Origin of the sequence: Nostoc sp. C057, from assembly GCF_013393925.1 — a bacterium.
GTDB classification, from domain to species: Bacteria; Cyanobacteriota; Cyanobacteriia; order Cyanobacteriales; family Nostocaceae; genus Nostoc; species Nostoc muscorum_A.
The window spans coordinates 2,231,620-2,257,774 of the sequence record NZ_CP040281.1; the positions used below are offsets into that span (position 1 = coordinate 2,231,620).

Consider the following 26,155-nt stretch of genomic DNA (forward strand, 5'->3'; position numbering starts at 1 on the left):
ATAAGTATCAAAAATTTGCTTTTCAAATGATATATTTTACTAGTTTTCAATAAAAGTTGACTTTTAAATAAGCGGAGTTTGTTTATTTAAAGCTGTACTTTTTAATTGAACTTATGAATTATCTCACCTTAGTCAACAAAATACAATACCAATTAAGACAGTTAAGCGGACAGTTAAGACAGTTAAGACAGTTAAGAGATATCCGCTTGGTAAATTGGGGTAAAAACAAAAAATAAAATGTAAATTGGTTTATACTGCGTTATAGAATATGAAACATTGCTGAAAACTTATTAACTGCTGTCAACTCTCGACACCAAGGTGCTTACAGCAGATTAATAAATGGGTTAGTTAGTAGAAAAGTTGGGCTAAATAATACCTTCACAAGCATGTTTACCGATTTGTGATAAAAAGCCTATTTTTCTCCAAAAAACCCAATAATTACACTAGGACAATTTGCTACTTTCTTTATGGCTATAATGCTTATTTAGTAAGGAATTGAGCCTTAAGATAACTTCCATATAACTATTTTAATTATTAGCTAAAGTCTTAGTTTAGTCTCACAATATGCCAACCCAAGTTGTTCAAGCTCAACCTTCAACAAATGCTTTTTTAGGTTTCATTCAATTTTGGAAAGACGTAAAAGCAGTCGCACAACCTTACTGGTATCCAAACGAGCCAGGAGATAGAGCATTCTCAGAAGTGATTCGCTCATGGGGAATGCTTATTCTCCTAATATTATTAATAATTGTCCTTGTTGGTGCAAATGTTTTTAATAGCTTTATTAATCGCTATTTGGCAGATATCATCATTCAAGAGAAGGAAATCTCTAAATTTTATGATGCTTTACTGCTTTATGGTTCAGCTCTAGCATTGGGAACTCTCTTAGCCGGGTTCTCCAGACTAGTGAGAAAAAAAATTGCTTTAGATTGGTATCAATGGCTGAATAATCAGATTTTATCAAAATATTTAAACAGTCGAGCTTATTATAAAATTAACTTTACATCTAATATTGATAATCCAGATCAACGCTTATCTCAAGAAATCGAACCCATTGCAAGTAATGCTTTAAGTTTTTCAGCTACTCTCCTAGAAAAAATCCTGGAGATGACAGCTTTTTTATTAGTTCTTTGGTCAATCTCTCAGTCTGTTGCACTGATTTTAGTTAGTTATACGGTTATAGGCAATTTTATTGCTGTCTACTTGACCCAAGAATTAAATAAAATTAATCGACAAGAACTCGAAGCGAAAGCTGAGTACACCTATTGCCTGACTCATTTCCGCACTCATGCTGAATCAGTAGCTTTCTTTAGAGGAGAGAACCAAGAATTAAATATTATTAACCGCCGATTTAGCAATTTGATAAAAAATGCTAAACGCAAAATTGATTGGGAGAAGAACAATGAGATTTTTAATAGAGGTTATCAATCTGTAATTCAAATATTTCCATATATAGTATTTGGGCCTTTACAGATTAGAGGTGAAATGGAGTTTGGAGAAATTATCCAAGCGTCTGTATGTTGCTATTTTTTCGCTAATGCTTTGGGTGAGTTAATCAATGAATTTGGGAATTCTGGAAGATTTTCTAGCTATGTTGAACGGTTATCCGAATTTTCAGATGCGTTAGAAGCTGTTACCAAAGAACCAGAGCATATAACTACCATTAAAACAATAGAAGAAAATCAGATCGCTTTTGAGAATGTCACTTTACAAACGCCCGATTATGAACAGGTAATTGTTGAAGATTTATCACTGTCTGTCAAAGCAGGAGAAGGTTTATTGATTGTTGGGCCGAGTGGCCGAGGTAAAAGTTCTCTATTGAGAGCGATCGCTGGTTTGTGGAATGCGGGGACTGGCCGTTTGGTGCGACCTCCATTAGAAGAAGTTTTATTTTTACCCCAACGTCCTTACATAATTTTAGGAACCTTGCGCGAACAGTTGCTTTATCCTACTACAAATAGTCAGATGACTGACGCAGAACTTACAAAAGTTTTGCAACAAGTCAACCTACAAAACTTGCTAAGTCGAGTCGATAGCTTCGATACAGAAGTTCCTTGGGAGAACATACTATCGCTAGGAGAACAACAACGTCTGGCTTTCGCACGATTATTAGTTACCCATCCAAGGTTCACGATATTAGATGAAGCAACAAGTGCCTTGGATTTAAAAAATGAAGGAGGTTTATACCAACAGTTACAAGATACGAAAACAACGTTTATTAGTGTTGGGCATCGAGAAAGTCTATTTGATTATCATCAATGGGTTCTGGAACTTACAGAAGATTCCAGTTGGCAACTTATGAGAGTACAAGATTACCGGGAGCAGAAAAGTCAAAAAGTAAGTATTACTAAATCCACCGCAAATGTCCAAATAAAAATAGATGATTCATCTCAAGATAAGTCCCTAAATGATTCAGAGAGCAGCACAACTAAAAAGCTCAGTCATAAGGAAATGAATGAATTAACCTACTATTCTGTTTCCACTATTAGAAGTAAGGCAAGCAAAGGGGAGTTTATCACTACTAGGGATGGCGTTACATATGGATATGATAAAGATCCAAAAATATTGAAATGGGTGAGACTTTAGTGGCTGAAGGTAATTTAGTTTTTTCCTATAAAAGGTAAAAGTAGCGGTGTGATGTAGAAGATATTGTGAGATGGAAATATATCAATCAGAAAGAAATCATGTTGCTAATTACCAAAGTCGATGAATTATTCATCCGGTGGAATAAACCTAATTCCCCTGGCTGTGCTATTGCTGTTATTCAGAATGAGGAGATAATTTACCAACGCGGTTATGGTATGGCTAACTTGGAATACAACATTCCCATAACCTCTAATTCTGTATTTGATATCGCTTCCAACTCCAAGCAATTTACAGCAATGTGTATCGTCTTACTAGCCAGACAAAAATTGCTTAACTTAGATGATGAGTTACAAAAATATATTCCAGAAATTCCTCAATATAGTCACTCTATTACTATCCGCTATTTAATCGACCACACCAGTGGTTTGCGTGACTATTTACATTTAATGTTATTTGCTGGAATGAGGTTTGAAAATAAGTATTCAAACGAAGAAATTATTGCCTTAATTGCTCGACAACAAAGCTTAAATTTCGAGCCTGGAACTGAGCAATTATACTGTAATTCTGGCTACATTATACTAGCAGAAATTGTGAGACGCGTCTCTGGCAAATCTTTACGTGTATTTGCCCAAGAACATATTTTTGCCCCGCTAGGAATGAAAAATACCCATTTTCACGATAACTTTAGAGAAATCGTGAAAAATAGAGCCGATGGATACGCTCCAAAAGATGGAGGGGGTTTTCAGATCGATATGTCTTTTCACGATTTCTGTGGAGATGGACAGCTTTATACAACTATCGAAGATTTACTACTTTGGGATCGAAATTTCTATCACAATATCTTAGGTGGATATGGACAAGATTTAATTGAAGAGATAACTACTCCACGCCAACTCAATAATGGCGAAATTATATCAGGTGCATTTGGGTTGCAGATTGGCGATCGCGGCGGCTTAAAAACAATTAGTCATGGAGGCTCTTGGACGGGTTATCGGAGTGATTTTATTCGATTTCCCGAACGCCAGTTTTCTGTTATCTGTCTGGCTAATTTAAGTACGCTTAACCCGACTAAATTAGCTTTTCAAGTTGCTGATATATATTTAGAAAATGATTATATTGAAAATATTACTAAACCTATTTCGCGTTCTATTAGCTATATTAATTTACCTGTAGAGGAGCTACAAATCAAAGTTGGATTTTATCATAACCCCACGACTGGAAGCATATTGGAATTGGAGATAAAAGATGAAAAATTAATGGCTAAACTAGCATCGATGTATTTTCAACTTATTCCAATTGACAACAATCATTTTCAATCTGTCGATAATGAAATTGACTATAGTATTGAGTTTTCTGAAGATATTATTCGCCTGATAGAAAAATTAGATATTGGTGATGGTATTAAAACCTACACCTTTGAAAAAATACTAGATTCTCCAAAAGATATATTAGCCGATTATCCTGGTACTTATTATTCTGCTGAATTAGAGTGTGACTTTAAAATAAATCTACTAGATAATAAATTATATTATAAGAGCAAAGGCTATCCACCATCTCATCTCATAGTTGCTGGAAAAAATGCTTTTCTTAGATATTTTACATATGTAGATAAGTTTGAATTGGTGCGAGATCGAGAAGGTCAAGTTATCGGTTTATATCGTTGTTGTGACAGGGTACGAAGACTGTATTTTAGTAAACAGTAAATAATCAAGTTTGCACTCATCACAAGCAAACATAGCGTTGCTGAATATGAATTGAGTTTGACTAAAGCTGAAGTTTAAATTTAAATGCAAGGAGTTGTATTATGGCTGCTACTTCTAACCAGATTAAATCCAAAGTTTGGGACAATAAGCAAGAGTATCCCTTAACTATAGAGTCTTTAAGAATGTTGTGGGAAAACCGAATTCCTTTAATTCGGCTAAAAGAATTTGCTACACCCCAAGAGTGTGAGATGTTAGTCAATCAAGCTGAATTATTCAACTTTGATTGCTATCAAAATGTGAATCCCAAGATTGAGAGAATTGGTATCACAGTGTTTGAATATAATCGCATTAGTAAAGCAGCTTATTTTCAAGCAGTAGAACGCACAACTAAATTAAGAGACTGCATTATGGCAGCCTCTTTTAATCCATTAGAACGCTTAATGGTGAAAATTCGAGATTGTACAGGCGCGACTGTACGAATTGCTTCGGAACCACTCTATGGTAGTTATTATGCAGGACTGATCAGAAAAATAGAGCAGGGTACTCAACTTCATATTGATTATGCTCCGTTAGAACAATCAAAATGGGAAATTGGTACAGTTATTTATCAACTTTCTTGGAATTTGTACTTGAAATTTTCTCCAAACAATCATGGTCAAACACGCATCTATGATCGCCAGTGGAAACCAGGAGATGACCAATATAAACTCGACTCCTACGGCTATGGTGATACAGTAATTGCAGATGCAGACGCGATCGCCTTCCAACCTTATGTAGGAGATGTGTTCATTTTCAATACACGCAACTATCACACTGTTGAGCCGATGGATGGACAACGTGTGACTTTCACCTCTGCGATCGGATTACTTCCTAACGGTGAAATCATTTTGTGGTCTTGAAGCTGATAAGTAGGAAGCAATTTGGTAAACATAGTGAGGAACTGATTCATGCCCTTAGCAGCTGTGATGACTGCACCTAATCAACCAGTTGAAATCCAACAATTAGCAGAGCCGATTCTGGAAAAGGGTGGAATCATTCTTGAAACCTTATATTCTGAGGTTTGTGGAACTGATGTACATTTACTACATGGGCGTTTAGAGGGAGTACCATATCCCATCATCCCTGGACACTTCTCAGTTGGTCGTGTGGTGGAAACAGGTGGAGCAGTTAGTGATGTCAATGGTAAATTAATTCAGCCTGGAGCGATCGCAACTTTTCTGGATGTCCACGAAACCTGTTACAACTGCTGGTATTGTCTAGTAGCCAAAGCATCCACTCGCTGTCCACAACGCAAAGTTTATGGTGTCACCTACTCAGCCAAAGATGGGTTACTAGGTGGTTGGTCTCAATTAATTTACCTCAAACCAGGAGTTAAAGTTCTCACTTTACCCGAAGAAGTCTCACCAAAGCAATTCATTGCTGGAGGGTGTGCTTTACCAACTGCATTACACGCTATTGATCGAGCGCAGATTCAAATTGGTGATGTCGTCGTGGTGCAGGGTTGCGGGCCTGTGGGTTTGAGTGCGGCAATTCTAGCTTTGCTCTCAGGTGCAGGCAAAGTAATTGTAATTGATAAATTTGAGAGCCGATTAGTAGTTGCCAAATCCTTTGGTGTCGATGAAACCCTTGCAATTAGGGCTGATGATCCACGACAACATATTGAGCGAGTTTTGGAATTGACAAACGGACACGGTGCTGATGTCACTATTGAAGCCACAGGCATTCCTATTGCTGTCAAAGAGGGCTTAAATATGACCAGGAATGGAGGCCGCTATGTTATTGTCGGGCATTACACAAATACGGGTGAAATACTCATCAATCCCCACCTGGAAATTAATCTAAAACATATTGATATTCGCGGAACTTGGGGAATTGATTTTAGCCATTTTTACAGAATGATTGAATTACTAAAACGTCATAGTGATTCCAGGAAAAATATTGCTTGGTCAAGCATAATTAGTCGTTCATATACACTACAAGAAATTAATCAAGCGCTGGCAGATGTAGAGCAAGGCTCTGTATTAAAAGCTGTGATTCAACCTAATCTATCTTGATGCCAATATATCAAATGACTTAGATAAGAGAGAGAAGAGATGCTCGAAGATTTACAAATTGCCTTTATCGGCGGTGGCACGATGGGCGAAATGATAATGGCTAGATTGTTATCAACGAAAATTGTTCCCAAAGCCGATATAATTATAGTCAGCGATCCAGTTTCTGCGCGATGCCTTCATTTAGAAAGTGAATATGGAGTACGTACTACAACCTCCAATATAGAAGCGGTTGTTGGCGCGTCTATTGTGATATTGGCGGTGAAACCGCAGGTTTTAGCAGAGGTTCTGGCTATACTTAAGGGTAAAATTCCACCTGATGCTTTAGTAATTAGTATTGTGAGTGGAGCGAGTATTCCATCTCTGTGCGAAGGGTTGAATCATCCAGCTGTTGTTCGTACAATGCCCAATATTGCAGTACAAGTTGGGCATGGGACTACGGTTTGGAGTGCATCATCAAGTGTGACAGAAATACAGCGATCGCATACTCAAGTCATTTTACAAGCGTTGGGCAAAGAATTTGTTACCCAAAATGAACATTACCTTGATATGGCAACGGCGTTGAGTAGCGCAGGGACTGGATTTATATTTCTGTACATAGAGGCGATGATTGATGCTGGGGTTCAGATGGGTTTAACTCGGACACAAGCCCAAGAACTAACATTGCATACAATTGCTGGCAGTGTAGAACTGATGTTTCAGACTGATGAACATCCAGCAGTCTTACGAAACAAGGTAACGAGTCCTGGGGGAGTGACTGCTGTTGGCCTTTACGAGTTAGAAAAAGGTGGTATGCGAACTCTCATCTCTAATGCAGTGCTTGCTGCTTTGAGTCGCACTCAACAATTAGGTAATATCAGTTGAAATATGCTCGACTGCAAAGATAGTTCCGAGTTGCAAGTGCTGAGGAGAGGTTCCTCAGTCGGTACTTATTACTGATTATCCCGCGCTAAAAATAACTAAATTTGATAAAAGATTTGTTATTACTCAGCTCAAAGGACGAATGGCACTAAGAAAAGCTGAAACACTTGTGATTATGCAGTTTTTTATTGCTTTCGTAATTCACGCCGGGGTTTAGTCATCAAGGGATAAATTTTTGGGCGACGTTTGCGGACTCGTGGTTCGCTTCTACCTGGGCGATCGGGAACAGCCTTGTGAGCAATAACTTTTAGCAAAGTGCGATAAATTCGGAGACGTTTTTGAGAATAACCCTCTTTTGTCACTCTAGGCAGAGAAAAAATAGAAATAAGGGATATTGAAGTTTTGAAAAATTGAGCGCTCAAATAATTCAGAAGGGAAAACTAAAAATCTTTCTGATAGAGACTGTTGAGCAACTTTAGTAACTCCACACCATAACAAACCTTCTCGTGCTAATAGACGATTTAACTCTTGAACGCCAGGAACTTGTTGCCACAACAGTGTTAATACTGCTGCCACCATTAACGACAAATTTAGAATTATATTTCGTAATCCCAACTGCTTATAATATTTTTGTTGAGCAAAAACTGCTGGGGTTAATAAAGCTTCTAAATGATTAGCGATCGCTTCATTATCTATCGTGGGAGTATTATGCCGTTGTGCGTGATCAGAGTTTTGTTTTGGTTGCTTGGGCATGACAGTAAATCAAACTTTTCATTACCTCGTTTGATAATTGAATTTACCTAAGAATTAAACACACTTTTGACAAAGTTATTTTCTCGTTACAATACTTTTTCATCCCCTATTTAAGTTGTCAAAAATTTCAAAGATAATGATAATCAAATAAGGGGAAGAAGGCAAGCGCCGCTTGCCTTCTTCCCCTACCTAAGCACGATTATCATTTTCAATCAGACTATTTTGAGTATTTTAACTGATTGACAAAAGAGGCTTTATCTTAACCTCTCACCGATGGGATATTAGTAAACTGTTTTATTTCAGAGCTGCTAAAGTCCGGTGTCCAATTATTCCGTCTGCTCTTAATCCTTTAGACTTCTGAAATTTGATCACAGCGGCCCGAGTCTTGTTATCAAACACACCATTCACACTTGCTGTATAGAATCCTTGTTGCTTTAAAGAATTCTGAACAGTTTTCACTGTATCTCCCCTGCTACCTACTGTTAATACAGTACCAGTACTACGCTTTGCCACATTATTGGACTTGTGCTTGGCATTAACCTTTGGTACAGCATTAGGTTTTTTCATGGTGTTGCCTTGCTGAGTACTTTGGGCAATGTGGGTAGCAGGAGCTGAAGTTTGGCTTCTATTATTAGTTAAAGAGTAAGCAGGCACAGCAGTAGCTAGAGTCAAAGCAGGGAGCAAAGCAATTACCTTCCAATTCATCTTCTTGTTCCTTCCAACTGTATGAGATTTTGTAATTTCTATTTGAAGAGTCATCTTGATAAGGGACTGTGCCTTAAGTAGATTTTCCTCTGTAGATTCTGGTGTGTGGGTTTAGTCTGAGACTATTTCCGAAGCCAGAGCTATAGCATCACACGTTGTATTGACAAAGTTATTGCAAAACTGTGACAAAAGCATGACTAAATGTATTAAAATTTATGTCGCACTAAATTGCGCTCTTGATTTATGAAAATTTCCCTAATATCTTTCTGCAATAAGTAAAATTGTATGTCCGTCAGAGTCTTTTATTAAATAACCTTGCTTATCAGAGATTACTTCTTATCGCTACAACATAATCTAGTTTATATTCAGCTAGGTTTCTAATAAATTGGCTACTTTCACCATATAAACTATCCGCTAGTACTAATTCAATATTAAAGCCTGATTCAATTAGCTCTGTAATAATTTCTGATGCTAATTCTATTTTAGTTTGATATTTATCTCCTTCTTTTAGCGTCCCTTTTGGTTTGAATATTTTTACACTTAAAGGAAAAGTTATATTAGAGTAAAGTCCATAAGCATTCACTGAAACTATTCCATTATCGACTTTTCCGACACTCCCTAAATTTGTCGCAATTAGCTAAAAAGCTGCTCAAAGTTCCTGTGGTGTTTATGGAATATCGAGGTCATACTAATTCGTAATTCGTAATTCGTAATGGGCAACTCTTGAAGATGCTAAAAGCGAACGCCCGCCACGCTAACGTAATTCGTAATTAAGATATAGAGAATAATGACTGATACAAGCTGTTTACAATCTTTTACTGTTTCCAATTTTCTATTTTCAAATCGGAGGTTTAGCAAAAATTGTTAGTAAGACTGGCCCTAATAAATAGTGGTGATTCAAACACAATAGCCCAGCAGAAGAGCCAAGAAGTTGACGTTGATTAGGGCTGTAGAGTCTAATTCCACGGGGAGTAAGTGGCAATAATTGAGGTTCTGCGTCTTTTTTAGAAGTAATGTTAATGTCAACTAAGTAGAAACGTCCACCGGGAGAAAGTACCCGTGCTATCTCACTAACTACCTGTTTCGGTTCTAAATAGTGCAAGAAGCTGATAGTGCTGAAGACAGCATTAAATTGACCATCAGCAAAGGGAAGAGACTCAGCTTTACCCTCAATATAAATTAAACGTGGACGGTGGTGGTTGCTCTGTCTTGCTAACCGCAACATATTAGCAGAGAAATCCAATCCAGTACCCCGCAGGTCAGGAAACTGAGTAGCAAGGCGCTCAAGTAAGCGGCCAGTACCACAACCGATATCAAGTACATTTGCTGGCTTTGGTAAATCGACATACTCCAGCAAGCGTTTGTGAATGGCTCGATAAAACACTGAAGGAAAGAGCCAATCATAACTTGGTGCCCATCGGTCAAAAAGTAGCTTTTTGTTACTGAAGAAGTTATCAGTCATAAGTTTTCGCAGCTTTCTTAAAGCTTGATGCTTTTTTAGGGTAAGTTTAGCTGCGCCTCCCAGAATTTTGTTATATTTTGCAGTTCGGTAATATCTAGCCTAGCGTTTGGCACAATATAGCGGTTATCGACGCAGTGAGATAGAGCTTTAGCCGATTCATTTGTTGCAAAAGTTTTTGGAAATTGTAGAAATCATCAGGAATTTTGACCCTTGAATGTGTAGTTTACAGTGTACCTAGAGATTCATTCTATCTTTGTAGAGAACGAACTAGGAATCAGTGCATAAAACTATAGAACCTAAGTGTATGTATTTATATAGGTTCAAATAGAACAAACTCAATCTAGTTTGAAATTATTAAGGTGAAAAATTATGACAAGCTTTATTCAAGTACGGTCACACAATGATTTACTACACCCAGTACGCGAGTGGTTGGAAAAGATAGAAATTCATAACTCTAAATTGGCTCATTTCTTGTGCAAAGCTATTCCTGCTCAGTGTCCCTTTGAGCAAGATATCACACTGTTTGGTCGGAAGCTATTTCATATTCCTCCGATGTGTAAATTAAATCCACTATACGAGGAAGTGGTTGGTTTGCGTTTTAAAGCACTCTGTTATCTTGCCGATAAATGTGGTGAAGATGTCACAAGCTATTGCTAATAGTCAGTTTGATTGTTCTTTGATTAAGCAGCCATCGGTATTTTCAAATATACTGTTGTTACTTACTCAGGTTTATCTCAGGATAAACGCATATATGGATAAAGGTTGATTTATGATATCTTTGCTCTATAGGCGTTCCAAGCATCATTTATGGCACAATCTCAGATCCCCCTAACAGAATTTGGGGAAGCAATTAGAGAGATTTATAAAAATCCTGATCTACCTACAGAAGTATTGCCAGAGTCTAAAATTACACCTAAAGAAAACGAAGCACTTAGAGAAAAGTGGACAAAAATTATCTTCAAAAAGAATAATGTAGGTGCTAAAAAGGGTTTATCTCTAGATGACTTTATTGAATTAATTAAAGAATTTTTTGGCTTTCCTGCTATAAATCGAAGTTTACTGGATCGTTTGATTCACACAGGTAATCCAGCTAGAGATCATTATGCCAAGGAAGTACGTGAAGATAGTTTAAAAATCGTTAGTTTGTTTACTAAAAAATATAGTTTTGATGACTTGTTATCAATTGGTAACAAAGTCTTGAAAGAACGTGAGAATGAATTTCGTACTTATCCCGTAGGTCAGGGCGAACGCACGGGATTTCTGAAACCCTTGCTGGGCAAGGATCTTGATGAAAAAATAGGCTAAATTAAAAAACGCCAAAACCCTTGCTATTAAAGGATTCTTATACTTTAGATGCGTTTGCCCTGTCCCGTAGGTGCGATCGCATCTGAACCAAAACCCGATATAAAATCTGATATAAAACCAAAGTTAGAACAAAAACCAGATTATAATTTAAAATCTTTAATTAAAAAGCATATAGATAAATATGGCTATAAATCTTTAGTTGGTGAAGATAAAATTAGTTGCACTGATTTATTAGAAATTCTGTTTGAGGATCACCCCAAATTAACTTTAGCAACATTTTTAAAATTGCCTAACATTTTAGGCATAAGTAACGATGATTTTATAGAATTAGCTAAAAAAGATATAGAATAAGAATAGGTTTAATTCATGCGCCACCTCTGGCATTAAAAAACCACCTAAGCCAAAAAATCTGCTTAGGTGGTTTTTTAATGACTGAAAGTATTAGAACTCTTGCAAAAGTGTTTTGTGGTATAATTAGGGGTTTGGCAATTTGTGATTAGGACTTTGAGGAGCAGTGAAAATAGAGAAAGCCAAGCAGCTTACTGCAAAAAAATTTAAGCGAATGACTGGAGTGAGCCGTAAAACCTTTGAATTAATGGTTGATGTAGTTAAAGCTGATGCTCAAAAGAAGAAGAAGCCTGGTCGCCGTCCTAAATTAATTATTGAAGACCAAGTTTTAATGGTCATCCAATATTGGAGAGAGTACCGCACTTACTATCATATTGGATTAGATTTTGAGCTTTCAGAATCTGCGGTTTGCCGAATAGTTTTTAAAATCGAAAATATTTGAATTAAGTCCAGAAAGTTTAGTCTACCAGGGAAAAAACAATTATGGAAAATATCATCTGAGGAAGGTTTAGTCGTAATGGATGTTACCGAGAGTCCAATTGAAAAACCTCAGAAAGGTCAAAAAGGATTTTTTAGCGGAAAACAGGGAGAACATACTTTAAAAACGCAGGTAGTAATCCAATACTGCTCGGTTAAGCATTTTTAACTCGGCATTGGGTTTGGGGAAAAGGTTAAAGGGTAAAGGTTAAAGGTTTTTTCTTGCCCCTTTCCCCTTCCCCTTTTCCCCTTAACCGACAAGTATTGGGTAGTAATCTACCAAAAAAGCAGCCAAATCATCTGTTTGGGGCATGATAAGGAAAAAATCCATGATTTTCGCTTATTTAAAAATAGTGGAATAAAATTTGGAGAATTAGTTAAGGTAATAGCGGATAAAGGCTATTAAGGAATTGCTAAAATTCATCAATTAAGTGAAACACCAATTAAAAAACCGAAAGGAAAAAAGTTGACGAAAGAACAGAAAAAATACAATCGGGAACTCAATCGATTAAGAATTGTTGTTGAACACGTAAATCGTCGTTTAAAGATATTTAAAATTTTGTCTGATAGATATCGAAATCGTCATCGACGTTTTGGGTTAAGATCGAATTTAATTGCGGGAATTTATAATCACGAATTAGCCATATAAATCGGATATAAATTGGATAAAAAATCGAATTAATCCAATAACTTCAGTATTAATCAATAACTGAAGTGATGTTTACTGCCATCTTCTTGACTAGCGGTAAGCGAAGCCATGCCGTAGGCTTATCGCCAGATAATACTTGTTAGAAGAAAATCATAATCTCTTACTATTTTAATGTCCCTAAATTGAAAATAAAAATAACCCTTAATTATACCACAAAATATTTATGCAAGAGTTCTAGTAAGTCGGTAGGTTATAAAGGTTTCTGGTGGAGAACAGGTTATCAAATTCGATATTTGTAACCGGAACACGTTTCACAAAAACTTTGGATTCACCAAGGACGATGGTGTGATTCGTTCCCCAACCCGTACTCGACTCATTTGACTCACTATTGTCAAACAGAGAACGCAATTGTCTATTATCCAACTGAGCGATTTGTGAACTGAGCTTGAAGTACCTCTTCCTTCTAAGTTCTATATGCTTCTTAGGCATTTTTCCCCGTCCAGCCACAGCATGAGAAACTGTCAGACTATTCTGATACCAATTCAATTAATGATTGCAAAACATCCTTGACTCAAGACGCGATGAATCGCGTCTCTACAACGCAAACAATTGGGAGTAGTTTACGTAGTGTATTCGGCGTTAATCTTCACGTAGTCATAACTCAAATCACAACCCCAGGCTTTACCCACACCATAACCATTGCCAACATTAACGGAGATTAACACCGTATCCTGTTGCAGATAAGCACCAACCGATGCTTTTTTCAAATAAGCACTTGCTGCTGCACGGTCAAATTGTAGAGGTTGTCCATTTTCTAACATTAAGAAATTTCCTAGCTTAATTTGCAGATTTTCTTGCTCAAAGGGTATACCTGCACGTCCGGCGGCGGCGGCGATGCGTCCCCAATTTGGATCGCGTCCAAAGATTGCAGATTTAACTAAGGATGAACCAGCGATGGTTTTGGCAATTTGACGGGCTGATAGTTCATCATGAGCGCCAGTTACTTCCACTTCAATTAGACAAGTTGCGCCTTCACCATCACGAGCGATCGCTTTGGCTAAATGCTGGCAAACTGCTGTTAACATCGCCTCTAATTTCTCTGCTTCTGCGCCCCATTCTATAATTGCTGGGGTGCGAGATTGACCATTTGCCAAGGCGATTAAGCTGTCGTTGGTGCTGGTATCGCCATCCACGGTAATGGAATTAAAGCTTCTATCAGCCGCCCTTGCTAACATTTGTTGCCAAAGAGCTGGCGAAACCACAGCATCACAAGTAACAAATGCCAACATAGTTGCCATGTTGGGGTGAATCATGCCGGAACCTTTAGCAATACCGCCAATTCGTACCGGGCGATCGCCTACAGTTGTCTCTAGGGCAATAGATTTTGTTACCAAGTCTGTAGTGATAATCGCCCCAGCTGCGGCATCTGAACCTGTTGCGGATAGTGCTGCTACTACTTTGGGAATTCCACTTCGCAAAGCATCCATCTTAATTCTTTGACCGATCACACCAGTGGAAGCCAATAAGACAGATTCAGACGAGATGTTTAGTGCTTGGGCTATTGCCAGAGAAGACTCTAGGGTATCAAGGTAGCCTTGATTACCTGTAGCGGCATTTGCTTGTCCAGCGTTGCAAAGGATGGCACGAGCGCTAGGTTTGGCTTGCAAGCGTTGGCGACAATATTCGACACAGGCAGCTTTAACTTGACTGGTGGTGAATACACCAGCTGCGATCGCTTCCACCTCTGAGAATATCAAAGCTAAATCTGGCAACCCCGAAGGTTTCAATCCTGCGGTTATTCCCGCCGCCTGATACCCCCTTGGTGCTGTGATGCCACCTGTGATTTTTTGCCAATCTGCCATTTTCTTCCTTATAACTATCAGGTTGGATAGGTCAATTTGTGCTTTAAAAAAGTGCGAAGAGACGCGATTAATCACGTCTTTACAAGAGTTATGAGTTTCCCCCCAGTTCCCTTGCTCCCCAATTTCCAATGACTATTATGAGTTTATTTGCTGATGGCAATAATAATGCACTAGTTGGCGATTAGCATAATTGTTTTACCTTTCTTATGACGAAAGACAAATACGAAAAAAGAGAGCAACTTCGGTCGCTCTCCAAATCATTACGGTGCATCTTTTACTCACAGTACATATTTGATTATCTAAGAGTTAATACTTATTGATTAAGATTTCTTCTAAAATTTTAATGAAGCTGCTCCGTAAATACCACAGACTAGATAAAAAAGAGAGCTACTTAGGCAGCTCTCCAGATCATCAGGGTGCATCTACTTACCACACTATATCATTTTAGGTATGCGGGTAGTCACCAGCTTTTATATGAAGATTTTATGAAGAAACACCGAGAAAATACTTACCTTGGATTTCTCACAAGTGAGAAATCCAGGAGTGTGGGAGGTGTGGGAGGTGTGGGAGGCGTGGGAGGATGGGGAAGAAGTCTTACCCCCCACACTCCCCACACTCCCCACACTCCTCTACCCAAACCCAGGGATGAGATGTTTTTTTACTGGAAGTCCCTAAGCATTCAGTTTCTTTTCTACCAATTCGTTAGTCAGCTTAGGATCGGCACGTTTGGCTGTTTTTTTAAGAACTTGTCCAACAAAGAAGCCTTTAAGGTTGGTGTTACCGTTGCGATACTTTTCTAGTTCTTTGGGATTGGCGGCTATGACTTCATCAACGATAGGTTCTAGTACACTAGGATCAGTGATTAACTCTTGACCTGCAAAAGCTTTTTCAGGAGAAATCCCACTGAGCAAATCTGGTAACTTTTCTTTAGCTTGAGCATTGCTAATTTTGCCCGTTTCAATGCGAGTAATAATCTCAGCTAAATTGGTAGGAGTCAGCCCGATTTGAGTAATACTGAGTTTTTGCTTATTAAGGTAGGCGGCGATATCTTGAGTAATCCAGTTTGCAGCAGCTTTGGGATTTGCTCCAGATGCGATCGCAGTTTCAAAATATTCCGCTACTGGACGATCTTCTGTCAACACTCGCGCATCATAAGCCGAAAGCCCCAACTCACTTTCATAATGATGGCGTTTTTGGGCTGGTAATTCTGGTAATTCGCTGCGCCACTTCTCTAATTCTGAATCCGTCACCTCAATTGGTGCTAAATCTGGTTCGGGAAAGTAGCGATAATCGCTAGAACCTTCCTTCACCCGCATACTACTTGTACGTTGAGCGCCTTCTTCCCATAGCCGAGTCTCTTGGATGATGCGATCGCCTGCTTCGATGGCGGCGATTTGGCGCTCAATTTCGTAGTCAATCGCTCGTTGGATGGCGCTGAAGGAGTTCATATTTTTAATTTCTACCTTGGTGCCAAATTCCTCTCGTCCCACAGGACGCACAGAGATGTTGACATCGCAACGCAGAGATCCTTCTTGCATATTGCCATCACTCACGCCGAGATAGCGCACAATCCGGCGTAACTCTTCGGCATATTCAGCAGCTTCTAATCCAGAACGTAAATCAGGTTCCGAGACAATTTCGACTAACGGTATACCTGCGCGATTGTAGTCTACCAGAGAATAGGAAGAACCGGAAAGGCGATCGCTACCGGCGTGTACCAATTTTCCTGCATCTTCTTCCATGTGCAGACGCGTGATACCAATGCGTTTGCGGCTGGGATTGCCCTCGGCATCTACCAATTCAATTTCTAACCAACCATGTTCTGCGATCGGTAGATCGTATTGAGAAATTTGGTAATTCTTAGGTAAGTCAGGATAAAAATATTGTTTCCGGTCAAACTTACTATATCTAGCAATTTGACAATTCAGTGCCAAACCAGTTTTGACAGCGTATTCTAATACTTTTTCATTGAGTACAGGTAAGACCCCAGGTAAACCCATACAAACCGGGTCAATGTTAGTATTTGGGTCAGCACCAAATGCCGTAGAGCTATTAGAGAAAATTTTGGTCTTGGTACTCAACTGACAATGGGTTTCTAGACCAATAATCGCTTCATACTCAGTTTTTACAGTTGTAGCAGTCGTCATAATATCACTAATTTCGGCATAATCCTTGTAGTGGTACTATTGTAGCGGCGTATTGAGCTGCGCTGAAGACGGTTCTTTGGGTGAGTAATGCTTACCCTGATGAGCTTGAAAAGGAAGTTGTAAACCTAAGATGAAGAAAATCTTGATTATTGGTTCGGGGGGTGCTGGTAAATCTACCCTAGCCCGCGAACTGGGAACCATCTTAGGCTTAGAAGTCATTCACTTAGATACTTGGTACTGGAATCCTGGCTGGGTTGAGACTCCAAAAGCTAAATGGCAAAGTATTATCCAAGACCTAACCTTGCGAGAATCTTGGATTATGGATGGTAACTATGGCGGTACTCTCGACATTCGTTTATCGGTTGCAGATACGGTAATATTTTTGGATTTTTCTCGGATTTTATGTTTGTCGCGGGTGATTAAGCGTCGCTTCATGTATGCTGGACAATCCAGACCTGATATGGCATCAGATTGTCCTGAAAGATTGAATTGGGAATTTCTCAAATATATCTGGTTATACCCAATTACTCGCCGTCCTATAATTTTAGAAAAACTTAATCAACTAACACCAAATCAGCAAGTCATTATCCTCCACGAGCCCAAAAAAGTTAGAGAGTTTTTGCAAAAATTTTCTCACTATAGCAATCCGATTTGACTTCTGTTCGCGCAGCGTGGCGTAGCCATATTTATTTTTGTGGGCAGGCAACAGACAATAGGCAAGAGGAAAGAAGGCTCTTTGAGCTATACTGAATTTTTTCAAAAATCAAATATGAGTCCTATCTAATTAAAAATGTATACAAATTTTAATCAATGTTTTAAACTATTTAATAATAAATTAAAATTTCAAAATTTAGCACTCAAAGCTTGTTAGTGCTAATATCCAACTGAACTTTAATACCTATGATATAAACCAAAAGTCTACTTTTTATAGATGCTTAAGTTAGGTTAAAAGTATTATAATAGAGAAAAAGTAAAGCTTCCTGCAAGTAATTTATAACTCGGAGTACTAGCATGAAATACACTTTTGATATTGTAGGAGTATCTCCACTTTTGCAGTTTTTTAATCACCAACAGCAAAATGAGCAAAAACCACCCCACCAAGGCGTGGAATACTTGGGGATGTATACGTGTACACTAGATACCTTTCTAGAATCGGTAGAATCCGTTCCAGCCAAGTGGGGTTGGAATCTAGATCAAGTGGTAGATACCGTGATTCAGTTTTGGCTGAACAACTCAGACAGTATTAGTTATTGGAAAGTACGTTTAAGTAATGCTGGTAAAGATAATTTACTAGTCGCAAGATTGGCAGATATAACCGCCTTACAAGCTGAATTTGAATCCCTTCTAGATAAGAAGTGGTGAATAGATAGCTAGATATACAGGGCAAACGCATCTAAAGTATAAGAATCCTTTAATAGCAAGGGTTTTGGCGTTTTTTAATTTAGCCTATTTTTTCATCAAGATCCTTGCCCAGCAAGGGTTTCAGAAATCCCGTGCGTTCGCCCTGGCTAGATATAGGACTCATATTCTATTTTTGAAAAAGCTCAGTACAACTCAAAAATCCTTCTTGCCTCTTGCCTGTCAACGCAAGTAAGTATGGCTACGCCACGCTGCGCTAACAAAAATCAAAGCGGATTCCTATGAGAGTAGGGATTGCTGCGCCTCCAAGCAAAATCAATGATTTTCTCTGTTATTTTCGTTTTCAATTATTTTGAGAATTTTGAGATATAGATTTTCTACTCTTTTGGTCTGAACTTCACCAAATGATGCATAGTGACTTAAGCTAGGAGCGCCATTTACTTCAAGGATTGTATAATCTACTATTGGTGAGGTTATATCACTAGCAAGAATGTCCACACCTGCTAATCTCAGTTGCATATCTTTTGTAATACTTACTGCGAGTTTTTGAAAATCAGGATGAATGCTTTCTGTAAAGTCTACTGCCTCGCCTCCAGTCGATAAATTTGCGTTGTCTAAAAGATATACAATATTATTTTTAGGTATCACACTACTAAAATTTAGCTTCCGTCTTCGCAAGTTTTTTTTAATTCTGTAATCTTCAAAATCTATAATTTCTTTTCTACCATTTTTGATAAAACTTTCCTGCTTCTGTTGCATAAGTTCTAAAACATTAGACTGACCATCCCCGGTTATAAATAGGGGAATTCTTTGATATGCCGAAACTACTTCATCATCAAGTACTACAATTCTATAATCATTGCCACTATAAAATCGTTCTACAATAAAGCCTGAGACTTTTTGCAAGATTTTTTTGGCTATTTGATAATATTCTTGCTTATTATAAATCTTGGTAACAAATATTCCTTGACTAAGATTAATTGGCTTGACAATTACAGGAAATCCCAACTCCTTAGCATAATAGAATCCTTGATCTATATTTCTGATATTATCTATTTCTTCGCATAATTCTTCACTAAAAAATGTTTTTCCTTCGGTAACTTTGTAGCCAAAATTTTTCAAAAAAAAGCTGGAAACACTTTTATCTTTTGCTATTGCTGTTGAACCCGAAGAATTAATACTAAATCTGGTATTCCTAAAAAAAGTTTTATTCCCATTTTTAAAGGTAATCAGTCCTACAAAGGTGCATTCTGGATCTACTAAAACTACTGCTCCTATTTCCTCTGCTACTTTTTGAATGATTGATGTTACAAATGGTGTTTCCATTATGATAACTATAATTTTATCGGGGGAACTTAATATTAATTCTTAAATGAGTTTTTGATAGTCTCTTTTAAGACATTAGCGTTAAGTTTACCACTGATACTGGTTTTCCTTCTGCGTATGCAAACAAATCATGAAAACTCAATATTTGGCAAACCTTCTGCTTGAAGATTTTTTGGTGCTGAAAACAGTTGCAAATTAAGGCTTTGAGATTCATAGCTACCTGAAAATTACAACTTAGTTGGTCTAAAATTTAGCGCTAAGTGTTGACAACTTATTAATAATCGAATAACAAGGTGGCAGCAGCATAAAAAAAAAGCGTTAGTGCATTCCTACTTAGAAACTAATTAACGCCCTTCATTAAACTTCATACGGATAACATCATTATGCCAGAAAATACGGTTAACCAAGCTTCTAAATCAGACAATCAGCCTATTGCTTATAAAGAACGCCTCAATTCTTGGGCGATCGCTCGTCAGCTTCCTAATACCCAACGGGAAATTGTTGCTCGCTTCCGCAGTCGTTCTGATGCCGATGGCTATATGCGACACCTCCCCCAGGAAATACCAAATGCTTCATATATGGTTGTTTTTGATTGCCAACGCGAAGCATCTGTGATTTAAAGTACAAATTTCGGCAATAGACCTATTTTGAAAATAGGGAACAGAGAAAGAAATTTTCGTTCTAGATTGTGTTTGCGTAGGGGGTGCTTTGTCCTTACTCTGTTCATTAGTATCTTTTTACATTCTTGTGGTGAAAAAGGAAGGGTTAAGGGGAAAATCCAATCCCTTTAACCCTTGCTCTTAATGTATCTTTTTGCCAGCAAAAAAATTAAAAATGTGTAGGTGTAGTTCGTCGAAAGCGAACAGCGCTCACTACAAACTAATTTCAATACAGCAGTTTTCCTTTGCATAAAGTACAAAGTTACTGGTTTAGAGGCAGGAGACAGGAGGCAGGAGGTAGAAACTCTTTATATATGATGCGTGAATTCTGCATTATGTACCTCACTTACTGCCAATCCACTGTATTTATTACATTACTTAATTTCCTTTGATTATTCTCGCTTACTTACTTAATTAGAAGCAGAAGTTATTAAATTTTTTTACCATTATATTAAACCTCATCTATGTTGAAACCTAGAGTTTTTTAAAAAATATATTTATTGATGTAGGTTGGGTGGAGTGAAACGCAACATTACCACCTTATTTATGTTGGGTTACGCGATCGCTGCACCCAACCTACAAAACTACAAAACTACACTTGGTCTTTCCTGTCAATGCCTAACTCATAATTACTTAAAAAAATCCGTAATTGCCCCCTTGCTATTGATATTTTAAATTACTTAAAAGTAAAGGTTAGTGTAATAAGCCCTGAAAGAAAGTGCTTGAGGGTTAATAAGTGGTCAAACAGTGCCGATATCACTGGTTAAAAGCTGTAATATTTTTCCACAAAGAAAAATTACTAGCTTTATTGCTAGGGATCTTCTTCTCAATCTCTGTAGTTTTACTCTGCCAGCAACTTTCAATTCAGACTCCAAGGTTATTAACACAAGTAGTATTGATTACAGGGTTATTGGTTGTCACGCTGACATTACCAATCTGTTTAGTCCTGGTGATAAAAGCAATAAATCAGGATTTAACTCACAAGATTTTTGAACAGAAACAAATAGAACTTGCCCTTCGTTGCAGCGAGAAGCGTCTGCACCAGTTACTGGAAACTGTCAAAGTCATCCCTTGGGAATTAGACTTGAAAACTGGTCGATTTACCTACGTTGGGCCGCAAGCAGTAGACTTGCTAAATTATGCGATCGCAGAATGGTACGAGAAAAATTTTTGGTACAATCATCTGCATCCAGACGATCGGGAAAAATCCGTTCGTTTTCGTCAAGAAGCAACTGCTAGGTGCGAGAATCACGAATTAGAATACCGGATGCTAGCAGCCGATGGGCGAGTTGTTTGGCTGCGAGACGTTGTTAGGGTAGTTGAAACAGCAGAAACTCCTACTACGCTGAAGGGGTTTATGTTTGACATTAGTGATTTAAAGCAGATTGAAGAAACCTTGAGGCTGAAGGAGAGGGCACTTGCTGCTACCAATAATGGAATTATCATTGCCGATGCTAGACTTCCCTATAATCCAGTAATTTACGTCAACTGCGCCTTTGAACAAATAACAGGTTACAGCGCTACTGATGTGATTGGGCAAAACTGTAGATTTTTGCAACGCGCAGATATACAGCAATCAGGACTCAATGAACTGCGCTCATCTATTCAAGCTGGAACAAGTTGTAAAGTTATTCTCCGTAAATATCGCAAAGATGGTATCTTATTCTGGAATGAATTGGGTATTTCTCCTATTGATGACGAAAATGGGAAGTTAAGCCACTTTATTGGAATTCAGACAGATATTAGCCACCGCAAGGAAGCTGAAGCCAGCCTGCATCAGCAAGCTCTCACTTTTGAAAACATGAATGATGGCGTAATTATCACAAATTTAACCGGAAATATTATTGACTGGAATCCTGCTGCCCAAAGCATGTTTGGTTATACTAAAGCTGAGATTTTGGCTAAACATATCAGTATTTTGCATCAACCGGAAGTAGCCGCAACATTAAGCACTAAAATTCTCGAAACAGTCAACCAGCAAGGACGCTGGTCAGGGGAAATACACTTTCTTGGTAAAGATGGCAGTGAGAGAATTTGCGAAACAACTGTAGTCCCTTTACAGGATGAACAGGGAAAAACTGTTGCCACTGTTGGCATAAATCAAGATATTACCGAAAACAAACGAGCTAAAGAAGCATTGCAACGCCAATTGCATCGCACCCTACTACTTGAACAAATTACTCAAGAAATTCGTCAAAGTCTTGATACCAGCAAAATCTTTGAGACAGCTGCTACCCAAATTGGACAAGCGTTTAAAGTTGATCGCTGTCTGATCCATTCTTATGTTTGCGACCCCATTCCGAAAATTCCTTTAGTAGCACAGTATAATACACTTTCTAGTCCCTGCTCAGTGTTGGGATTGGAAGTTCCCATGACTAATAATCCCCATGCAGAGAAGATGATGGCACAAGAAACTGCGATCGCCTCTCCTGATGTGTATGCCGATCCTTTACTTAAGGCGGCCGAACCTATCTGCCGAAAAATTAAACTGAAGTCTATGCTGTCAATCCGCACCTCCTATCAAGGAGAACCCAATGGTGCGATCGGATTACATCAGTGCAGCTATTTTCGCCAGTGGACACCAGACGAAATCGAATTACTAGAAGCAGTAGCGGCTCAACTGGGTATTGCTCTAGCACAGGCTCACTTACTGGAACAAGAAACCCGCCGACGGGAAGAACTTACCTTGAAAAACTTTGCTTTGGAGCAGGCAAAACGTCAGGCTGAAGCCGCAAATCGGGCAAAAAGTGAGTTTTTAGCAATGATGAGCCACGAAATTCGGACTCCAATGAATGCTGTTATTGGCATGACCGATCTTCTGCTGGATACTGACCTCACCCCGCAACAGCAAGACTTTGTAGAAACAGTTCGCAGTAGCGGAGATGCTTTGCTCACTATCATCAACGACATTCTAGATTTCTCCAAAATTGAGTCGGGAAAGCTGGAATTAGAAGAACAGCCTTTTGATTTGAGAGCTTGTGTAGAACAGGCTATTTCTCTATTAGCCCCGAAAGCTGCCCAAAAAGATATCGAACTAGTTTACCTAATCCAACCGCAAGTTCCGACTCAGATCGTTGGCGATATGACACGTCTGCGCCAAGTCTTAATGAATCTCCTCAACAACGCCATTAAGTTTACTGAATATGGAGAAGTGTTACTCTCTGTTGAACTGGGGGCTGGGGATTCAGGGAAGCAGGGGGAAAATTCCTCTCCTCTGCACCCTTCCCCCTGCTCCTCTGCCTCTTCTGAGTCCCCAATCCAAATTCAATTTGCCATCAAAGATACAGGTATTGGCATCACACCAGAGAAAATAGAGCGGTTATTTCATCCCTTCACTCAGGCTGATGTCTCCATGACTCGACGATATGGCGGCACAGGGCTAGGGTTAGTCATTAGCAAGCGGCTTAGTAAGATGATGGGGGGTACTCTTTGGGTGGAAAGCCAAGGGATTGTTGGTGGCAATCCTAGCCCTAGATGGAAAAGTAGAAAATCATTATCATCTCCTTATTCTTCCCAAGGTTCAACATTCTACTTCACCATTACTGCCCAAGTGCCTGCTGTTCCAGAAGGTGAACTTAGTAATTCGTCGATGCAGCTTCAGGGAAAGCGCCTGTTGATTGTGGACGATAATCTGACTAACTGTCAAATTATCAGCTTGCAAGCAGAGTCTTGGAAAATGGAAACTTATGCTGCCAAATCTGCGAAAGAAGCGTTAGCTCAACTTGCTCAGGGAACACAGTTTGACATTGCCATTTTAGATATGGAAATGCCAGCAATGGATGGCATAACCCTAGCTCGTCAAATCCGCAGGCAATCTGGTTGTCAAAATCTACCTTTAGTGATTCTTACTTCTTTAGGTAGAGGAGAAACATTCTCTGACTTTGGTGATCTCGATGTTGCCTTTTTGAGCAAACCCATCAAACAGTCTCAACTCTACGATGTTATGACCCGTGTTTTAGGAAATCAGCCAAGCCAAGCGAGTATTTCTGATTTTCCCTTGGTTGATCGGCATTTGACCCATCCACTGCCATTACGGATTCTTTTGGCAGAAGATACGGTTGTCAATCAGAAAGTTGCCTTACTGATGCTACAGAAAATAGGTTATTCAGCTGATGTCGTAACTAATGGGGTAGAAGTACTCAAGGCTTTGCAAAAACAGCCTTATGACCTAGTGTTGATGGATGTCCACATGCCCGAAATGGATGGGTTAGAAACAGCTCGGAGAATCTGTCAAGAATGGGAAGTTGGTTTTCGTCCGCATATCATTGCGATAACTGCCAATGCGATGCGAGGCGATCGCGAAATTTGTCTTGCTGCTGGTATTAATGACTACATTAGCAAACCGATTCAGCTTCAAAAATTAGCTCAGGCACTCAGCAAATGCCCACGCCAAAGAAGTCTTGAAGTCACTTCCATAGTCAAACAAGATCGAGCGATGTACTTAGAATTGCAACCTTGGCAAAATATTCTCCAAGAAGGGCAAAACCAGACATTAAAAAGTGCCAAAATTGATGCCAAAATTCTCCAATCCTTACGGGATATCGTCAGAGGCGATCGTGTTGTATTTGCTGAACTAATTAAGTGTTATCTTACAGAGACACCGAGACTGGTACAAGATATTAGCACTGCGATCGCAAATCGGGATACCCAGACTATATGGAAGGTAGCCCATCAACTGAAGTCTAGCAGTGCCTCTATTGGAGCGATCGCTTTAGCACAGCTTTGCAAGGTTTTAGAAGCACAGGGACGGAGCAGTGAATTAGAAAACACCGTAGAATTACTCCCGCAGTTATACCAGGAATATGAACAAGTTAAAACTGCGTTAGCAAAAGAACTTGCGAAGGAAATACCATGACAGCTACTGCTCAAGAAAGCCAATCTTTAGTTCTAATTGTTGATGATGAGCCTTTTATCCGGATGATACTTCGGCATTTCTTGGAGCGGGAAGGCTATAAAATAGCGGAAGCTCAAAATGGCAGAGAGGCTTTAACTGCTTTTAAAGAACTGCGCCCTGACATAATACTTCTTGATGCCATCATGCCGGATATGGATGGGTTCGAGTGTTGCACTAACTTAGAACTTCTTGATTGCAGCAAGCACACTCCAGTTTTAATGATTACAGGACTTGAGGATCAAGAGTCAGTTGACCGGGCATTTGCAGTGGGAGCAATGGACTATGTTACCAAACCGATTCACTGGCCAGTTTTGCGACAACGGGTAAAACGCTTGATTCAGCAATCTCAGTTACAACGAAAACTGGAAACCGTTAATTTGGAATTGCAGCGATTAGCTACTATTGATGGATTAACTCAAATAGCTAACCGCCGACGCTTTGAAGAGTATTTTAACCAAGAGTGGCAGCGTCTAAAACGGGATCAACGGCCTCTTTCCCTGATTCTTTGCGACGTTGATTTCTTCAAATTATATAACGATACTTATGGGCATCGAGTAGGCGATCGCTGTCTTCAAGAAATTGCTAAGGCCATCAAATATATTATTAAACGTCCCGGAGATTTAGTTGCCCGTTATGGTGGGGAAGAATTTGCTGTGATTTTACCTAACACAGACACCGAAGGGGCGACTCATGTTGCCAAGAAAATTTGCCATACTGTCCGAACATTAGCAATACCTCATGAAAATTCCCAAGTTAGTCCTCATGTAACCATTAGTGTCGGGTTTACGACAGAAATTCCTCAGTCAGATTCTGACTTGGAAGAAATGATTGCCGCAGCAGATCGGGCATTGTATCAAGCAAAGGCAGCAGGACGCGATCGCTTTGTGCAAAATATTCTACTACCCAAAAATAAAAATTTCCGCTAGTGCGCCAAACTGTCAGGCAGGGGAGTGTGGGAAGTGTGGGAAGTGTGGGAAGTGTGGGATTTGTGAAGTAGTGCGATCGCGGCTT

General features: G+C 39.0%; 20 protein-coding genes and 4 pseudogenes. 15 read left to right on the forward strand and 9 right to left on the reverse strand.

Features of this window, described 5'->3' with window-relative positions:
- Nucleotides 1–564: 564 nt before the first annotated feature.
- From FD724_RS09940 to proC, 5 genes are all read left to right on the forward strand, one after another.
- Entirely contained in the window at nt 565–2,583 is a 2,019-nt protein-coding gene (locus FD724_RS09940; RefSeq protein WP_179072499.1) for an ABC transporter ATP-binding protein/permease, read from the forward strand.
- Between the two features lie 65 nt (nt 2,584–2,648).
- Nucleotides 2,649–4,286, forward strand: coding sequence for a serine hydrolase (locus FD724_RS09945; protein WP_256874513.1), 1,638 nt, complete (start codon nt 2,649–2,651; stop codon nt 4,284–4,286).
- A gap of 101 nt (nt 4,287–4,387) precedes the next feature.
- A complete protein-coding gene (locus FD724_RS09950; RefSeq protein ID WP_179072500.1) occupies nt 4,388–5,185 on the forward strand; it encodes a hypothetical protein in 798 nt (265 codons plus the stop codon).
- Between the two features lie 48 nt (nt 5,186–5,233).
- Nucleotides 5,234–6,340 (forward strand): zinc-binding dehydrogenase, encoded by a 1,107-nt coding sequence (locus FD724_RS09955; protein WP_179072501.1) that lies wholly within the window; start codon nt 5,234–5,236, stop codon nt 6,338–6,340.
- A 39-nt stretch (nt 6,341–6,379) separates the two neighbouring features.
- Nucleotides 6,380–7,201: a pyrroline-5-carboxylate reductase gene (gene proC / locus FD724_RS09960; protein ID WP_179072502.1), complete on the forward strand. Its 822-nt coding sequence runs from the start codon at nt 6,380–6,382 to the stop codon at nt 7,199–7,201.
- 182 nt (nt 7,202–7,383) lie between these two features.
- Here proC and FD724_RS09965 read toward each other — a convergent pair whose 3' ends face one another.
- The 5 genes and pseudogenes from FD724_RS09965 to FD724_RS09985 form a co-directional block, all read right to left on the reverse strand.
- Complete coding sequence (locus tag FD724_RS09965; protein WP_218651513.1) at nt 7,384–7,560, reverse strand: hypothetical protein; 177 nt, start codon at nt 7,558–7,560, stop codon at nt 7,384–7,386.
- 52 nt (nt 7,561–7,612) lie between these two features.
- Nucleotides 7,613–7,951: pseudogene (locus tag FD724_RS09970) on the reverse strand (hypothetical protein); the annotation flags it as partial.
- A 294-nt stretch (nt 7,952–8,245) separates the two neighbouring features.
- Nucleotides 8,246–8,656, reverse strand: coding sequence for a peptidoglycan-binding protein (locus FD724_RS09975; RefSeq protein WP_179072504.1), 411 nt, complete (start codon nt 8,654–8,656; stop codon nt 8,246–8,248).
- Between the two features lie 328 nt (nt 8,657–8,984).
- Nucleotides 8,985–9,278: pseudogene (locus FD724_RS09980) on the reverse strand (transposase); the annotation flags it as partial.
- A 216-nt stretch (nt 9,279–9,494) separates the two neighbouring features.
- Nucleotides 9,495–10,118 (reverse strand): class I SAM-dependent methyltransferase, encoded by a 624-nt coding sequence (locus FD724_RS09985; protein WP_179072505.1) that lies wholly within the window; start codon nt 10,116–10,118, stop codon nt 9,495–9,497.
- A gap of 369 nt (nt 10,119–10,487) precedes the next feature.
- Here FD724_RS09985 and FD724_RS09990 point away from each other — a divergent pair, with 369 nt between their 5' ends.
- The 5 genes and pseudogenes from FD724_RS09990 to FD724_RS10010 form a co-directional block, all read left to right on the forward strand.
- Nucleotides 10,488–10,775, forward strand: a complete 288-nt coding sequence (locus FD724_RS09990) for a Mo-dependent nitrogenase C-terminal domain-containing protein (protein WP_114082691.1) — start codon at nt 10,488–10,490, stop codon at nt 10,773–10,775.
- 150 nt (nt 10,776–10,925) lie between these two features.
- Nucleotides 10,926–11,423: a hypothetical protein gene (locus FD724_RS09995; RefSeq protein WP_179072506.1), complete on the forward strand. Its 498-nt coding sequence runs from the start codon at nt 10,926–10,928 to the stop codon at nt 11,421–11,423.
- 48 nt (nt 11,424–11,471) lie between these two features.
- On the forward strand, nt 11,472–11,774 hold the full coding sequence (locus FD724_RS10000) for a hypothetical protein (RefSeq protein ID WP_179072507.1): 303 nt from the start codon (nt 11,472–11,474) through the stop codon (nt 11,772–11,774).
- 163 nt (nt 11,775–11,937) lie between these two features.
- Nucleotides 11,938–12,393: pseudogene (locus tag FD724_RS10005) on the forward strand (transposase family protein); the annotation flags it as partial.
- 135 nt (nt 12,394–12,528) lie between these two features.
- Nucleotides 12,529–12,897, forward strand: a pseudogene (locus FD724_RS10010) (transposase family protein); the annotation flags it as partial.
- Between the two features lie 234 nt (nt 12,898–13,131).
- On the opposite strand, the gene FD724_RS10015 reads toward FD724_RS10010, so the two are convergent.
- The 3 genes from FD724_RS10015 to gatB all read right to left on the reverse strand — a co-directional run bounded on the left by FD724_RS10015 (nt 13,132) and on the right by gatB (nt 16,906).
- On the reverse strand, nt 13,132–13,443 hold the full coding sequence (locus FD724_RS10015) for a hypothetical protein (protein ID WP_256874514.1): 312 nt from the start codon (nt 13,441–13,443) through the stop codon (nt 13,132–13,134).
- A gap of 74 nt (nt 13,444–13,517) precedes the next feature.
- Nucleotides 13,518–14,759: a bifunctional ornithine acetyltransferase/N-acetylglutamate synthase gene (gene argJ / locus FD724_RS10020; RefSeq protein WP_179072508.1), complete on the reverse strand. Its 1,242-nt coding sequence runs from the start codon at nt 14,757–14,759 to the stop codon at nt 13,518–13,520.
- A gap of 671 nt (nt 14,760–15,430) precedes the next feature.
- Nucleotides 15,431–16,906 carry an Asp-tRNA(Asn)/Glu-tRNA(Gln) amidotransferase subunit GatB gene (gatB, locus tag FD724_RS10025; protein WP_179072509.1) on the reverse strand — a complete coding sequence of 492 codons (1,476 nt, stop codon included), beginning with the start codon at nt 16,904–16,906 and terminating at the stop codon, nt 15,431–15,433.
- A 130-nt stretch (nt 16,907–17,036) separates the two neighbouring features.
- Here gatB and FD724_RS10030 point away from each other — a divergent pair, with 130 nt between their 5' ends.
- Together FD724_RS10030 and FD724_RS10035 are read left to right on the forward strand one after the other, a co-directional pair.
- Nucleotides 17,037–17,561 (forward strand): DNA topology modulation protein, encoded by a 525-nt coding sequence (locus tag FD724_RS10030; RefSeq protein WP_179072510.1) that lies wholly within the window; start codon nt 17,037–17,039, stop codon nt 17,559–17,561.
- 356 nt (nt 17,562–17,917) lie between these two features.
- Nucleotides 17,918–18,268, forward strand: coding sequence for a hypothetical protein (locus tag FD724_RS10035; protein WP_174710700.1), 351 nt, complete (start codon nt 17,918–17,920; stop codon nt 18,266–18,268).
- Nucleotides 18,269–18,580: 312 nt separating this feature from the next.
- Here FD724_RS10035 and FD724_RS10040 read toward each other — a convergent pair whose 3' ends face one another.
- The gene (locus FD724_RS10040; RefSeq protein WP_179072511.1) at nt 18,581–19,591 is read right to left on the reverse strand and encodes a cyanophycin synthetase; all 1,011 of its coding nucleotides are present in this window, start codon (nt 19,589–19,591) and stop codon (nt 18,581–18,583) included.
- 383 nt (nt 19,592–19,974) lie between these two features.
- Between FD724_RS10040 and FD724_RS10045 the strand changes: the two genes are divergently transcribed.
- From FD724_RS10045 to FD724_RS10055, 3 genes are all read left to right on the forward strand, one after another.
- Complete coding sequence (locus FD724_RS10045) at nt 19,975–20,211, forward strand: hypothetical protein (protein ID WP_012408924.1); 237 nt, start codon at nt 19,975–19,977, stop codon at nt 20,209–20,211.
- Nucleotides 20,212–20,986: 775 nt separating this feature from the next.
- Complete coding sequence (locus tag FD724_RS10050) at nt 20,987–25,105, forward strand: PAS domain S-box protein (RefSeq protein ID WP_179072512.1); 4,119 nt, start codon at nt 20,987–20,989, stop codon at nt 25,103–25,105.
- Nucleotides 25,102–26,070 carry a PleD family two-component system response regulator gene (locus tag FD724_RS10055; RefSeq protein ID WP_114084403.1) on the forward strand — a complete coding sequence of 323 codons (969 nt, stop codon included), beginning with the start codon at nt 25,102–25,104 and terminating at the stop codon, nt 26,068–26,070. Before FD724_RS10050 ends, FD724_RS10055 begins: the two co-directional genes overlap by 4 nt.
- The last annotated feature ends 85 nt before the right edge of the window (nt 26,071–26,155 follow it).

Bases quoted from the DNA above. Each gene is read 5' to 3' on its own strand.
- FD724_RS09940 (WP_179072499.1), top strand. From the start codon at position 565: ATGCCAACCCAAGTTGTTCAAGCTCAACCTTCAACAAATGCTTTTTTA.
- FD724_RS09950 (WP_179072500.1), top strand. From the start codon at position 4,388: ATGGCTGCTACTTCTAACCAGATTAAATCCAAAGTTTGGGACAATAAG.
- FD724_RS09955 (WP_179072501.1), top strand. From the start codon at position 5,234: ATGCCCTTAGCAGCTGTGATGACTGCACCTAATCAACCAGTTGAAATC.
- proC (WP_179072502.1), top strand. From the start codon at position 6,380: ATGCTCGAAGATTTACAAATTGCCTTTATCGGCGGTGGCACGATGGGC.
- FD724_RS09975 (WP_179072504.1), bottom strand. From the start codon at position 8,656: ATGAATTGGAAGGTAATTGCTTTGCTCCCTGCTTTGACTCTAGCTACT.
- FD724_RS09985 (WP_179072505.1), bottom strand. From the start codon at position 10,118: ATGACTGATAACTTCTTCAGTAACAAAAAGCTACTTTTTGACCGATGG.
- FD724_RS09990 (WP_114082691.1), top strand. From the start codon at position 10,488: ATGACAAGCTTTATTCAAGTACGGTCACACAATGATTTACTACACCCA.
- FD724_RS09995 (WP_179072506.1), top strand. From the start codon at position 10,926: ATGGCACAATCTCAGATCCCCCTAACAGAATTTGGGGAAGCAATTAGA.
- FD724_RS10000 (WP_179072507.1), top strand. From the start codon at position 11,472: ATGCGTTTGCCCTGTCCCGTAGGTGCGATCGCATCTGAACCAAAACCC.
- argJ (WP_179072508.1), bottom strand. From the start codon at position 14,759: ATGGCAGATTGGCAAAAAATCACAGGTGGCATCACAGCACCAAGGGGG.
- gatB (WP_179072509.1), bottom strand. From the start codon at position 16,906: ATGACGACTGCTACAACTGTAAAAACTGAGTATGAAGCGATTATTGGT.
- FD724_RS10030 (WP_179072510.1), top strand. From the start codon at position 17,037: ATGAAGAAAATCTTGATTATTGGTTCGGGGGGTGCTGGTAAATCTACC.
- FD724_RS10035 (WP_174710700.1), top strand. From the start codon at position 17,918: ATGAAATACACTTTTGATATTGTAGGAGTATCTCCACTTTTGCAGTTT.
- FD724_RS10040 (WP_179072511.1), bottom strand. From the start codon at position 19,591: ATGGAAACACCATTTGTAACATCAATCATTCAAAAAGTAGCAGAGGAA.
- FD724_RS10045 (WP_012408924.1), top strand. From the start codon at position 19,975: ATGCCAGAAAATACGGTTAACCAAGCTTCTAAATCAGACAATCAGCCT.
- FD724_RS10055 (WP_114084403.1), top strand. From the start codon at position 25,102: ATGACAGCTACTGCTCAAGAAAGCCAATCTTTAGTTCTAATTGTTGAT.